This is a genomic window from Streptomyces aureocirculatus, assembly GCF_000720475.1.
GTDB classification, from domain to species: Bacteria; Actinomycetota; Actinomycetes; order Streptomycetales; family Streptomycetaceae; genus Streptomyces; species Streptomyces aureocirculatus.
Genome location: NZ_JOAP01000020.1, coordinates 130,993 through 143,223, shown reverse-complemented (window position 1 = coordinate 143,223; position 12,231 = coordinate 130,993). Strand labels below are relative to the sequence as shown.

The window sequence follows — 12,231 nt, the reverse complement described above, 5'->3', positions numbered from 1 at the left end:
CTTCAGGGATCACATCCCGCCGCCGCGTGCACAGAGCACTCGAGGCAGCGGTTCGCGTGGGTCGCGCGACGGGGGAGTCGACTGGGATCGATTCAACACGAGGTAGGTACGAGTAATGATCTCGAGCGATGTCCAATTACCCTTGGTCGCCTTCGAGGCCAAGACTGCTTCACCCCTCAGCAGTCTGACCTTCCATGCTTCTCTCGACAAAATGGGAATCACCTTTCCTCCGGGAATGGCCAGGCAATCGTGGGAGGCCGTAGGAAATCAACTGAAAGACGTTTCGAGTTCTTTTGTCTGGTGGCTCGCGGACTGGATGATCTACGGCGAGAACGCGTACGGCCCGCAGTACCGTGACGCGATCGCGCGCACCGGGCTCGACTACCAGACCCTGCGCAACTACGCCTGGGTGGCCCGGAGGTTCGAGCACCACCGGCGGCACGAGGCGCTCAGCTTCGCCCACCACGCGGAGGTGGCACGCCTGCCCGCCCCGGAACAGGACTACTGGCTGCGCAAGGCCGAGCAGCAGGCCTGGTCCCGCAACACCCTGCGGAAGCAGGTCCGGGCCAGCATCGCCGAGCGCGAGAGCGGGGCGGTCGCGCCGGTGGCCGCTGTGGGCGGGCGGTCCACCGGTCGGCAGGCGGTCCCCACGGACGGTGCCGGGGCCGGGGCCGCGGGCAAGGCGGCGACGATAGAGATCGATCTGCCGGTCGGCGAGTTCGACCAGATCACCCGGATCGCGGAGTCTTCCGGTCTGAGCAACAGCGACTGGGCCGCCCGGGTGCTGCAGTCCGCCGTCCGGACCCTGACCGAGACGAAGACCGGGACGAAGACCGGGGCCAGGACGGGAGGCGACACCCCGGCGCCCGCGCCCTAGCCCCGGCCGTCCCGTCCCCCGGTACCGCCTCCCGAGGCCGGTGGCCTCGCGCCGCCTCAGCCAAGACCCAGGTTTGCTCACGGCCCGTCAGGTGAGGAGCACCGGATGATCCCCGACCACGATGCCCCGGCACCCCTGGACCCGGCACCCCAAGCACCGGCTCCGCGCGCCCCCGCTCCCGGCGCGGCCTCACCTCGGGCCGCGACCCGCGACGCTTCGCCGCCGGGCGCCGCCGCCATCGGCGCCCTCACCGCCCCCCAGGTCTCCGACCACCCCCTCCCCCACCTCGACGCCGCGGCCCTGGCCCTGCTCGTCCCCCCGGGTGCCGCCGTCGACGCCGTCGAGGACGCGCTGGTGCGGGGCGGACTCGACCCCGAGGCCGAACCGGCCCGGAGCGTGGTCGGCGTGACGGGTGGTCAGCTCCTGTTGATGCCGTCGTCGACCAGCTCGTACGCGGGCGTGAAGGTCGTCACCGCGACGCCCGACAACCCGGCCCGCGGACTCCCCCGCATCCAGGGCCTGTACTTCCTCCTGGACGGCGACACCCATCAGCCGCTCGCCCTCCTCGACGGCGCCGCGCTGACCTCCCTGCGCACACCCGCGGTGTCGGGTGCGGCGATCCGCCGCCTCGCCGTGCCGGACGCCGGGCGGCTGCTCGTGTTCGGGACCGGGCCGCAGGCCTGGGGGCACGTGGAGGCCGTACGGGCGGTGCGCCCCGCTCTCGCGCACGTGGACGTGGTGGGGCGCGACCGCGAACGGGTGGCCGCGTTCGTGGACCGCTGCCGCGGCGCGGGGCTCACCGCGGCCGCCGCGACGCCCGAGGACGTCGCGCACGCCGATGTCGTGTGCTGCTGCACCACCGCCCGGGAGCCGCTGTTCGACAGCGCGCTGCTCGCCCCGCACGCGACGGTGGCGGCGGTCGGCTCGCACGAGCCCGACGCGCGCGAGGTCGACGAACGCCTCGTGGGCCGGGCCACGGTGGTCGCCGAATCCCGGTCCGTGGCCATGCGTGAGTGCGGGGACATCGTGCAGGCGGTCACCACCGCGCGGTTCGACCTCGGCCGTCTGCGCACGCTGCGCGAACTGGCCCGCGGCGAGGTGACCGTCGAGGCCGGGCGGCCACGCCTGTTCAAGTCGGCGGGCATGGCCTGGGAGGACCTCGCGGTGGCGGTGGCCGCGTACGAGAGCTGGCGCGCCCCGGTCGACTGAGGCCCCGCACCCGCCCCTTCACTCAATTTCCCTCAATGCGCCTCACACGCTTCGTGACCTTCATGCGGTTCATGCGCTTCATGCGCTTCATGCGCTTCATGCGCTTCATGCGCTTCATGCGCTTCATATGGTTCAACCCACCGTCACCGGGTGCCGCACCACCGCGTCGAACAGGTAGCCCTGGGTGTTGTGCGCGGTTGTGGCCTGCTGGGTGCGGCCGGTGGTGTCCGTGGTGCGGGCGAGCAGCACGGTGGGGCCGGGGGCGCGGGGGTGCCAGTCGGCGGACCAGCGGACCCAGCTACCGTGCCGCGGTACGTCGTGCAGGCGGACGCGGTGCCAGGTGCCGCCGTGGTCGGTGCTGACCTCGACGCGGTCGACGGCGCCGCCGCCCGACCAGGAGCGGCCCGTCAGGCGGTGCCGGAACCCGGCCTCGAAGTGCGCGTTCCACGGCAGCTCGAAGGCCGACTTGAGGGTCTGGCGGGTGAGGGGGCCGGAGCCCCGCGGCGAGTGGCCGGGGCCGAAGAGGCGGTAGAAGTCGGTGTTCCAGGGCGAGAAGAGGGGCGTCGCCGACACCTCGATGTCGCCGACCCACTTCACGGAGGCGATGCCGATCCAGGACGGCACGACGACGCGCACCGGGTGCCCGTGGTCGGGCGGCAGCGGCTCGCCGTTCATCTCGTACGCGAGGAGTACGTCGTCCAGGGCCTTGGCGAGCGGCAGCGGGCGGCGCACGCGGCCGAGGCGGGTGCCGTCCGCGGTGATGTAGTCGTCGTCGAGGCCGCGGGGCATGACGTCCACCGCGTGACGCGCGAGGCCCGCCCGGCGCAGCACGTCGGCCAGGCGGACGCCGCGCCAGTGCGCCTGGCCGACGGCGCCGAGCGTCCAGGCCGTGCCGGACACCTGCTGGCCCTGCTGGGTGGTGAAGAGACCGCGGCCGTTGCCCGCGCACTCCACGAACGCCGTGCGCGAGGTCGACGGCAGCCGCTTCAGTTCGGCGAGGGTGAACTCGCGCGCGCCGCCGGTGAGTCCGTCGCCCCAGACCGTCAGGCGCCAGGTGTCGGCGTCGAGGCGGGGCGTCGTGGTGTGGTTGCGGACGAAGAAGTGCGAGGCGGGGGTCAGGTGGCCGGTCGCCGCGAGCGCCTCGAAGCGGGTCTCGGCGTTGGTGCCGCGTACGGTGAACACGTCGTCGGGAAGCGGTTTGACGATGCCCGGAGCAATTCCGGGAGCGGAGCCGGGGGGAGTGACGGCGTGGGCGTGCGGGAGGCCGCCGCCCAGGGTGGGGACGGTCGCGGCGAGGCCCGCGACGCCGGCGAGGCGCAGGACGTCGCGGCGGGCCACGCCCGCGGCCCGGGCCTCGCCCGCGAACCATTGCCGCAACCGGCGGCGGTCGTACGCGGCTTCGTCGAGCGGCTCGGCCGAGTTCGCCGTGGCCGTGGGGGTCGCCAGTGCCCCTGTGGTTTTCGGGGTCGTCGGGGTGCTTGGGGTGCTTGGGGTCATCGGATCAACCTTCCGCCAAGGTCGCGTCGGTCTCGTGGGTACGCGAAGTGCCGCGTGCCGCCTACAGAACGACTGGCACGCGGGAAGGACCTGGAGCTGCGACGAACTCGCGTAGCCGCGGTCGGCTACGCGGACCTACCGGGAGCTACGGGGAGCCACGGGAACGAAAGCCGGGAGGATCAACAACAGCCGTGCGACGGCAGCGCGCGGGCCTTGAGGGCACCGGTGACAGGGCTGCGACGGCTGAGGACCATGGCGACATGCTACGAGGCCGCGACGGAACCCGCCACGGCCTCGGCCGATGTGCCGCCCGCCGCGCGCTACGGCGTCGTCGTCGACACCACGTACACCATCGGATGGTGCGGGTTGGAGCGGTTGACCACGATGTCCTGGGTGGGTGTCGGGTTCTTCATCTCGTGCGAGAGGCCGAGCCAGGGGCCGGGTCCTGTGAACTCCCAGCCGACGACGTTGCGGTCACGCTTGCTGATGGTGATGTCGTCCGCCTTCAGGGCGCCGACGCCCTTGCCGGTGCCGGTCTGCTTGAGGAACTCGTCCAGGCCCTCGTTGCTGGTGAGGAACTGGACGTAGAGACGGCTTGTGCGCCAGTTGTTCGTCTCGTAGTAGGCGACCTCTTCGGAGTACGGCGGGACCGGCACGTCGTAGAGACGGCGCTGCACCTTGGAGGGCCAGCCCGCGGTGAGGCCGGTCGCGGAGTACTTCTTCTCCTTGTCGCGGCCGCTGTTGCGGCTCTGGTTCGCCGAGATCAGCAGATACACGGCGGGTACGCCGATGAGCAGCACGATGGTCGTCGCCGTGAGCCAGCGGCGGCGGATCATGTGACGGCGGTCCTCGGGGGGACGCTGCCGCTCCCCGTCACCGGGGCCGGACCTGCCGGGCAGGTCCGGGGACGAGGGCTGGCGGGGCACGGTCATCTACTGGGATCCCTGGGCGGTGCGGTCGTTGGTGCGGCGGGCCTCGGCGTAACGCTCGTAGCGTTCATAGCGCTCGACGCGGCGGCGGTTGGCGCGGCGGAAGCGGCGGGCGACCAGGCGGGCCAGGTCGGCGGCGCCCACCATGCCCGCCTCGGGGCCGAGCTGGGCGCGGGCGATGCGGGCCTCGGGGCGGTAGCCGCGGCCGGTGAGGTGGCGGCGGAAGGCGTCCCTGGCGGGGCCGATCAGCAGGTCGTCGGCGGCGCTCACGCCGCCGCCGATGACGAAGCAGGACGGGTCGAGGGCGGCGGCGAGGTTGGCGATGCCGACGCCGAGCCACTGGCCGATGTCCTGGAGCAGCTCGACGCACATGGCGTCGCCCTCGCGGGCGAGTTCGGTGATGAGCGGGCCTGTGATGTCGGGGATGTTCCCCTTGACCCGCTCGACGATGCCGTACGCCACCGGGGAGTCGGCTGCCGCCATCTCGCGGGCCTCGCGGACCAGGGCGTTACCGGAGCTGTACTGCTCCCAGCAGCCGCGGTTGCCGCACGGGCAGCGGTGGCCGCCCGGGACGACCTGCATATGGCCGAATTCACCCGCGACGCCGAACTTGCCCCGCTTGACCTGGCCGTCCTCCAGGATCGCGCCGCCGATGCCGGTACCGAGCGTGATCATGACGAGGTGGTCCTCACCGCGGCCCGCGCCGAAGCGCCACTCCGCCCAGGCGGCGGTGTTCGCGTCGTTGTCCACCATGACGGGCACGGCGAGGCGCCCGGAGATCCGGTCCCGCAGGGGTTCGTTCCGCCAGGACAGGTGCGGGGCGAACAGGACGCGGTTGCGGTCGGCGTCGACCCAGCCCGCGGCGCCGATGCCGACGGCGTGCACGTCGTGCCGGTCGGACAGGTCCAGGACCAGCTCCACGATGGTGTCCTCGACCACCCTCGGGCTCTTGGACTTGTCCGGCGTCTCCGTGCGCAGCGTCTCCAGGATGTTGCCGTCGGCGTCGACGACGCCCGCCATCACCTTCGTGCCGCCGATGTCGATGCCGACGGTGGGGACGCGCGGCGCCGTCAGATGCGAACGGCGCTCACGCGTGCCCACGGTCCGCAGAACGGTGGCTCGGGCGGAGCCGCGGTGCGTGAGGTCGCGGTAGGTGCTCATCGCGCCGATTCTGCCTCACGCTCGCGGGGGCGCGCACAACGGGGACCTGGCCGCCCCGCACCCCCGGGCGGGGGGCACCCCCGGTTCCCCCCGGGGCGCGGGGAACTGCGCGCCCAGCCACCAACAACCCGCAGACGCGCCTGCGGGGCACTCAGCAGACGCGACTGCGGGTTTTCTCGGGCTAAGCGCGCCGTTCCCCGCGCCCCTGACGGCCCCAAAGGGGCGCGGGGAACTGCGCGGCCAGCCCCCAACAACCCGCAGACGCGTCTGCGGGGCACTCAGCAGACGCGACCGCGGGTTTTCTCGGGCTGAGCGCGCCGTTCCCCGCGCCCCTGACGGGACGCCCCCGATACCCCCCAAGGGGCGCGAGGAACTGCGCGGCCAGCCACCGACAAGCCGCAGACGCGCCTGCGGGGCACTCAGCAGACGCGACCGCGGGTTTTCTCGGGCTGAGCGCGCCGTTCCCCGCGCCCCTGACGGGGCGCCCCCACGCCCCCTAGGGAGCGCCCAGCCCAGGCTCCGGAGCCCGCTCAAGCTCGTGACGGAGGTCATCGAGCTCGGAGCCCCCCGCCATCTGGCGGGTCAGCTCGTCCAGGGAGATCTCGGCTCGCGTATGGGAGCCGGACATCGCGCCTCGTTTGAGGAGCACGAAACGGTTCCCGACCAGGTACGCGTGGTGCGGGTTGTGGGTGATGAGGACCACGCCGAGCCCGGCGTCACGCGCGGCGGCGACGTACTTGAGGACGACGCCGGACTGCTTCACGCCAAGAGCCGCCGTCGGCTCGTCAAGGACGAGAACCTTCGCGCCGAAGTACACGGCACGGGCGATCGCCACGCACTGGCGCTCACCGCCGGACAGCGTGCCGATGGGCTGGTCGACGTCGCGGAGGTCGATGCCCATGCGCAGCAGCTCGGCGTGCGTGATCCTGCGCATGGCCTCGACGTCCAGGCGCTTGAAAGGACCGGCCCCCTTCGTCGGCTCGGAGCCGAGGAAGAAGTTCCGCCAGACCGGCATCAGCGGGACGACGGCCAGGTCCTGGTAGACAGTGGCGATACCGCGGTCCAGGGCCTCGCGGGGGCTGGAGAGCCGGGTCTCCTCACCCTCGATGCGGAAGGTTCCCGCGTCGTGCTGGTGCAGACCCGCGATGATCTTGATCAACGTAGACTTGCCCGCGCCGTTGTCACCGAGGACGCACGAGATCTCCCCCGCGTGCACCTCCAGGGAGACCCCTTCGAGGGCGCGGATGTTGCCGTAGTACTTGCTGACGCCGTCGAGCTCGACCAGCGGCGTGCGGTCGGCGGGGCCTTTCGTGACCTCGGGGGCGGCCTCGGTCGTCATTTCGTCGCCTCCGCACGCTTGCGGACCCACGCGTTGAGCAGGGTCGCGAGGAGCAGCATCGCTCCGAGGAAGAACTTGAACCAGTCCGGGTTCCACTCGGCGTACACGATGCCCTTGCTGGTCATGCCGAAGATCAGGGCGCCCACCGCGGCACCGACCGCCGAGCCGTAGCCACCGGTGATCAGACAGCCGCCGATGACGGCCGCGATGATGTAGATCAGCTCGTTGCCGACGCCCTCGCCGGACTGGACGACGTCGTAGTTGAAGAGCAGGTGCTGGCCGGAGACCCAGGCGCCGAAGGCGACACCCATATACAGGCCGATCTTGGTCCGGCCGACCGGGACGCCGACCGCGCGGGCCGCCTGCTCACCGCCGCCGACCGCGAAGATCCAGTTACCGGCGCGGGTGCGAAGCAGGATCCAGGTGGCGACCGCGATCATCGCGAGCCACCACACGATGGTGATCTTGAAGTCGACACCACCGACGGTGATCGTCGAGGCGAACACGTCCTTCGCGGACGTGAAGCCCTCCATGTCGGAGATCGACTTGGTGGAGACGGTGCCGCTGATCAGCTTGGTGAAGCCCAGGTTCATGCCCGTGAGCATCAGGAAGGTGCCGAGCGTGATGATGAAGCTGGGTGGGTCGGTGCGGATCAGCATGACGCCGTTGAAGACACCGATGGCGAGGGTGGCGAGCAGGGACACACCGACGCCGACCCAGATGTTGGCGGTCATCTGGTAGCTGAACATCGATGAGATCAGCGCGGACGTCGTGACCATGACGCCCGCCGACAGGTCGAACTCGCCGCCGATCATCAGCAGCGCCACCGGCACCGCCATGATGCCGATGGTGGAGGCCGCGTACAGGACCGTGGCGAGGCTCGTGGTGCGCAGGAAGCTGTCGGCGACGACCGCGAAGAACAGGAACACCGCGACGGCGCCCACGACGGAGCCAAGCTCGGGCCGGCCGAGGAACTTCTTCAGCGGCGAGGTCTTCAGGAGCCGTTCGTCGGCCGCCGGCTTCCCCGGTGCGGGGGCGGGGGCGGTGGTGCTCATCGGGTCCCTCGCTTCGCGTAGTCCTCCAGCTCGGAAGCCTGGTCCTTGGTGATGATCTGCGGTCCGGTGAGGACGGGCTTGCCGCCGCCGAGGACGTCGGCGTTGTAGCGGTACAGCCACAGCAGGTCCACGGCCTCGTAGCCCTGGAGGTAGGGCTGCTGGTCGACGGCGAAGCCGAGCTTGCCGGACTTCAGACCCCCGGCGACCTTCTCGTTCAGGTCGAAGGTGTCGACCTCCGCCTTGCTGTCCGCGCCCTCCTTGGCCTTCACGGCCGTGTCGGCGAACGGCGCGCCGAGGGTGAGCACCGCGTCGATGTCCCGGTCGGACTGGAGCTTGGCCTCGATGGAGGACTGCACGTCGGGCATGTTGGTGCCCTCGACGTACAGGTTCTTCATCTCGCCCTCGAACGTCTTCTTGGCGCCGTCGCAGCGCTGCTCGTGGCCCACGTTGCCCTGCTCGTGCAGGATGCACAGGGCCTTCTTCCTGCCGCGCTTGTTCAGCTCGTCGCCGACGGCCTCGCCCGCGATCGTCTCGTCCTGGCCGATATGGGTCAGGGCGCCGAACTTCTTGGACTCCGCCGAGCCCGAGTTCACGGTCACCACCGGGATCCCGGCCTTGCGGGCCCGCGCGACGGCGGCCTTCATCGCGTCGGGCTTGGCCAGCGTGACGATGATGCCGTCGACCTTCTTGTCGACGGCGGCGTCGACGAGCTGCGCCTGCTGCTGCGCCTCGTCGTGGTGGGAGTACAGGAAGTTGATGTTGTCCTTGCGCGCCGCCTCCTTGGCGCCGTTCTGGACGATGTCCCAGAACGTGTCGCCGTCACCCGAGTGCGTGATCATCGCGAAGGTCCAGCGGGGTGTGCTCACCGCCGCCTTGCCCCGCGCCTGCGACGCCTTGCGCGCGTCCTCGGCCCGCTTGCCTCCGGTGCTGCTGCATCCCACGAGGGACGCTCCGAGCACCGCCGCAAGGACGGCACCCACCGCACGTACTCCAGTACCAACCCTTGCCACGTCCCCGTGCCCTTCTCGCTTCGCCGTGTCTGCCGTGCTCGCCGGTGTTCGCCGTGCTCGCTGTGCTTGCCGTGCTCTGTCGGTGCGGCCGGGTCCGTAGCCCGGGCCCGGCCGCCCAAGTATCGGTCACACACCTCACCACTGCGGTCATCGGGTACCGCGGGCGGCGCACATTCCCGTGGTACGGCCCGTGACCCCCGGCTTCGGCCGCCCGGATGCGGCTTGGTGAGTTCTAACGGCGGGAGCGCGGCAACGTCAATGGCTTTGTCATAACATTCTTACGGCCGTACGAGTCGCTCAGGACGTACCCGGCGCCCTCATGGCCGTACGAGGAGCTGGAACTCGAAGGAGTACCGCGACGCGCGGTAGACGTGCGAGCCGAACTCGACGGCGCGCCCGGTGTCGTCGAAGGTCGTGCGCCGCATGGTGAGCAGCGGGGCGCCCTCGGCCTCGGCGAGCAGCCCGGCCTCCTCGGCTCCGGCGGCGCGGGCGCCCACGGACTGGCGCGCGCTGTGCAGGGTGATGCCCGCGGCCCGCATCAGGCGGTAGAGGCCGGTGGCTTCCAGGCGCTCGGTGTCGAGCGGGAGGAGTCCGGCCGGTATGCGGTTGCGCAGGTGGGCCATCGGTTCGCCGTGCGCGAGCCTGAGCCGCTCCACCAAGTGGACGTCGCTGCCCTCGGCGACACCGAGCGCCGCCGCGGTCTCGGCGGACGCGGGCTCGACGACGTTGCGGAGCACCCGGGTCTGCGGCCGCTGTCCGGCCGCCTCCAGGTCGTCGTAGAGGCTGCTGAGCTCCAGGGGGCGCTTGACCTGGCTGTGCACGACCTGGGTGCCGACGCCGCGGCGGCGCACCAGGAGGCCCTTGTCGACGAGCGACTGGATGGCCTGCCGCACGGTGGGCCGGGACAGACCGAGCCGCCCCGCCAGTTCGATCTCATTGCCGAGGAGGCTGCCCGGCGTCAGCGCGCCGCGCTCGATCGCCGCCTCCAGTTGCTGCGCGAGCTGGAAGTACAGCGGGACCGGACTGCTGCGGTCGACACCGAGGTGCAGGGCCACCGTGGGATCCACGGCCGGTTTGGCGGCTTTGGCTGCTGCTGGTTCGGTCACGGGGCGAGCGTAGTCCGGGGAGATGATGACGGGAAGTTCGGAAGTTCTGTTGTCAGGACAAAACCTGGGTTGCGCACGGCCCGCGCTCACGCCTGTGACCAGCGGCGGAGCAGCGAAGAGCCCCCTTGGAGCGATCTCCACGGGGCTCTTTAGCAGACCGGAGGACAAACGGGGGACAGCGCGTCAGGCGGCGTCCGGGGCGTCGTCCAAGGCCACGGGGGGAAGGACAAGGCGAAGGTGGCAGTCGTCTTCGCCCTTCTGATCAGGCTTGTCGGCGCTGGGCGTCGTCTCTTCCGTCATTGCGGAGACGGCAGGATCCTCATCCATCGCCGCGGGCACGGTGGACAGCTTTTCCGTGGTGAGCTGCTCAACCGTCTTGCGGCGCGGTACGAGCTCGACGGGTGCGTTGGCTGCCGCCTGCTCGAACTGCGGCATCAGCGAGGTGTAGGTGTCGGCGGTGAGCTGGTAGCTGCTGTGGCCGAGGAGGGCCTGGATTGCCTTCATGGACAGGCCCGCGGCAAGGCTGAGGGATGCGGCGCAGTGCCGTAGGTCGTGGAGTCGGATGGGTGGCATGCCAAGTCGCTTGACGAAGCGTTCGAAGGCTTGGGAAACGTTGTTGGGGTGCCAAGGGCTTCCGTCGGCTTGGGTGAAGACCTTGCCGGAGTGGTTGTACGGGCCGTACTTGGCCGGGTCGGCGTGGTGTTTTTGTTCCCACTCGACTTGCTGGGCTTTTCGCCGGTGAGTTTCCAGCGGGTGACACCGAAGCCAGGCACACATCAGGCTCCAGGCCGGGCAACTCTGTCTGAGGCGTCGAACCTGAAGCGGGCAGAGGGAAAGGGGCGGGGCGGGCGGAGACCAGCACCGGGTACTCGAAGACCGCGTCTCCCAGATCCAACTCGGCGTAGCGCAGATGCAAAGTGGCCGTCGACGCCCACCGGGTGCGCGCACAGCTCACCTGACGGGCAGCGATCTCCACTGTCACCGGCTGCTGGAACACCGCACCGTCCAACACCACCCGCCTACCCCGCACACCAGCGGCCCAAAGCGCGACACCGCATCAAACCGTGCATCGACAAACCGGGCGTCGCCGGCAAAGGATGCCCCGGTGAACGGGGTGGCGCGGTGGTCGATGTCGCTGCCGGGTGACAGCGCCGCGAAATAGGCGTCGCTGTCGGCCTCGTTCAAGTGGGCTGGGCAGGCGGTGTGGTCACCGGCGCGGATGCCACGGCAGCCGACCGGATCGGCTGGGGTCGCGCCGTGGCCACAGTGCGGCCAGTCCGGCGGCGTGGGACGGTGGCCCGGGGCTAGCGGTAGTCATGCCTCAAGGGCGTGCCGACGCCGTCGGGCAGTTGTCGGACCAGGCCGCAGCGTGGCAGGAATTGTGATTTCCGGTGCGCTATGTCTCGCCGTCGGCCGGCGGGGAGTTCGTGATGCCGAGCGGGTCGACAATAAGCAGCGTTGCGGCCAAATTCTTTCGTTACCGGACACTGGAGCGCATGTCACCTGGTGGTCCGACCGCAGTTGGTGCCGCTCTTGCCGGCTGACTCGTCAGCGATCACCCCGCCCCAGGAAACGCAGTAGCCCTTGGCGGCAAGGTAGACGGGCCCCGCGTACGACCGGTAGTAGCCGTCGTCGTCGGCGTAGTCTCTGGTGTCGTCACGCTGGACCCAGACGTACATATGGGCGGCAGGGCCCGGGGCGCTTCGGATCGTTACGGCACAGTTCTTTCCTGTCGCGGGGTTGTAGGTCAGATAGGTCGTCCCCGCCTTTCCGATGTTGACTTGGTTGACGACCTTGTAGCCGGTGCCGCATGCCTTGTTGTACGCGGCCGCGGGTGTGGGCGTGGCCGCGGCCACCCCGGGGGCCATGGCCATGACACCGCCTGCGGCCAGCGTCACGGCTGCTCCTGCCCTCCGGATGTATCCCCTGCGTTCCATACGCCCTCCCCGGACTGGGTGCCAGTACACCGCCCGAGGTGCCGTCATGTTCTTTCGGCTGCTCCTCTGATGGCGCTCTTGCCTTCAGGGACACAATCGAAGCCCGTGCCA

At 70.4% G+C, this 12,231-nt stretch carries 12 protein-coding genes; 2 read left to right on the top strand and 10 right to left on the bottom strand.

Going from position 1 to position 12,231, the window contains the following annotated elements; all coding sequences use genetic code 11:
* Positions 1 to 115: 115 nt before the first annotated feature.
* A complete protein-coding gene (locus tag IG78_RS50180; protein WP_169749704.1) occupies positions 116 to 877 on the top strand; it encodes an LmbU family transcriptional regulator in 762 nt (253 codons plus the stop codon).
* A gap of 105 nt (positions 878 to 982) precedes the next feature.
* A complete protein-coding gene (locus IG78_RS0119835; protein WP_078965265.1) occupies positions 983 to 2,086 on the top strand; it encodes an ornithine cyclodeaminase family protein in 1,104 nt (367 codons plus the stop codon).
* Between the two features lie 132 nt (positions 2,087 to 2,218).
* On the opposite strand, the gene IG78_RS0119825 is transcribed toward IG78_RS0119835, so the two are convergent.
* From IG78_RS0119825 to IG78_RS0119785, 10 genes are all read right to left on the bottom strand, one after another.
* Positions 2,219 to 3,583 (bottom strand): sulfite oxidase, encoded by a 1,365-nt coding sequence (locus IG78_RS0119825; protein WP_078965263.1) that lies wholly within the window; start codon positions 3,581 to 3,583, stop codon positions 2,219 to 2,221.
* Positions 3,584 to 3,903: 320 nt separating this feature from the next.
* Positions 3,904 to 4,515, bottom strand: coding sequence for a hypothetical protein (locus tag IG78_RS0119820; RefSeq protein WP_030565049.1), 612 nt, complete (start codon positions 4,513 to 4,515; stop codon positions 3,904 to 3,906).
* Positions 4,516 to 5,673 (bottom strand): ROK family glucokinase, encoded by a 1,158-nt coding sequence (locus tag IG78_RS0119815; protein WP_030565047.1) that lies wholly within the window; start codon positions 5,671 to 5,673, stop codon positions 4,516 to 4,518.
* A 496-nt stretch (positions 5,674 to 6,169) separates the two neighbouring features.
* The gene (locus IG78_RS0119810; RefSeq protein ID WP_030565046.1) at positions 6,170 to 7,012 is read right to left on the bottom strand and encodes an ATP-binding cassette domain-containing protein; all 843 of its coding nucleotides are present in this window, start codon (positions 7,010 to 7,012) and stop codon (positions 6,170 to 6,172) included.
* Positions 7,009 to 8,067 (bottom strand): ABC transporter permease, encoded by a 1,059-nt coding sequence (locus tag IG78_RS0119805; protein ID WP_030565044.1) that lies wholly within the window; start codon positions 8,065 to 8,067, stop codon positions 7,009 to 7,011. The genes IG78_RS0119810 and IG78_RS0119805 overlap by 4 nt, the downstream gene beginning before the upstream one ends.
* Complete coding sequence (locus IG78_RS0119800; RefSeq protein WP_030565041.1) at positions 8,064 to 9,077, bottom strand: sugar ABC transporter substrate-binding protein; 1,014 nt, start codon at positions 9,075 to 9,077, stop codon at positions 8,064 to 8,066. The genes IG78_RS0119805 and IG78_RS0119800 overlap by 4 nt, the downstream gene beginning before the upstream one ends.
* A gap of 317 nt (positions 9,078 to 9,394) precedes the next feature.
* Positions 9,395 to 10,144 carry a GntR family transcriptional regulator gene (locus tag IG78_RS0119795; protein ID WP_030565039.1) on the bottom strand — a complete coding sequence of 250 codons (750 nt, stop codon included), beginning with the start codon at positions 10,142 to 10,144 and terminating at the stop codon, positions 9,395 to 9,397.
* A 222-nt stretch (positions 10,145 to 10,366) separates the two neighbouring features.
* Positions 10,367 to 10,960: a tyrosine-type recombinase/integrase gene (locus IG78_RS44945; protein WP_078965261.1), complete on the bottom strand. Its 594-nt coding sequence runs from the start codon at positions 10,958 to 10,960 to the stop codon at positions 10,367 to 10,369.
* Positions 10,961 to 11,161: 201 nt separating this feature from the next.
* Positions 11,162 to 11,368, bottom strand: coding sequence for a hypothetical protein (locus IG78_RS49255; protein WP_157855816.1), 207 nt, complete (start codon positions 11,366 to 11,368; stop codon positions 11,162 to 11,164).
* A 314-nt stretch (positions 11,369 to 11,682) separates the two neighbouring features.
* On the bottom strand, positions 11,683 to 12,102 hold the full coding sequence (locus IG78_RS0119785) for a spore-associated protein A (RefSeq protein WP_404827706.1): 420 nt from the start codon (positions 12,100 to 12,102) through the stop codon (positions 11,683 to 11,685).
* Positions 12,103 to 12,231: the final 129 nt, after the last annotated feature.

Bases quoted from the DNA above. Each gene is read 5' to 3' on its own strand.
- IG78_RS0119835 (WP_078965265.1), top strand. From the start codon at position 983: ATGATCCCCGACCACGATGCCCCGGCACCCCTGGACCCGGCACCCCAA.
- IG78_RS44945 (WP_078965261.1), bottom strand. From the start codon at position 10,960: ATGTGTGCCTGGCTTCGGTGTCACCCGCTGGAAACTCACCGGCGAAAA.
- IG78_RS0119820 (WP_030565049.1), bottom strand. From the start codon at position 4,515: ATGACCGTGCCCCGCCAGCCCTCGTCCCCGGACCTGCCCGGCAGGTCC.
- IG78_RS0119815 (WP_030565047.1), bottom strand. From the start codon at position 5,673: ATGAGCACCTACCGCGACCTCACGCACCGCGGCTCCGCCCGAGCCACC.
- IG78_RS0119825 (WP_078965263.1), bottom strand. From the start codon at position 3,583: ATGACCCCAAGCACCCCAAGCACCCCGACGACCCCGAAAACCACAGGG.
- IG78_RS0119805 (WP_030565044.1), bottom strand. From the start codon at position 8,067: ATGAGCACCACCGCCCCCGCCCCCGCACCGGGGAAGCCGGCGGCCGAC.
- IG78_RS50180 (WP_169749704.1), top strand. From the start codon at position 116: ATGATCTCGAGCGATGTCCAATTACCCTTGGTCGCCTTCGAGGCCAAG.
- IG78_RS0119810 (WP_030565046.1), bottom strand. From the start codon at position 7,012: ATGACGACCGAGGCCGCCCCCGAGGTCACGAAAGGCCCCGCCGACCGC.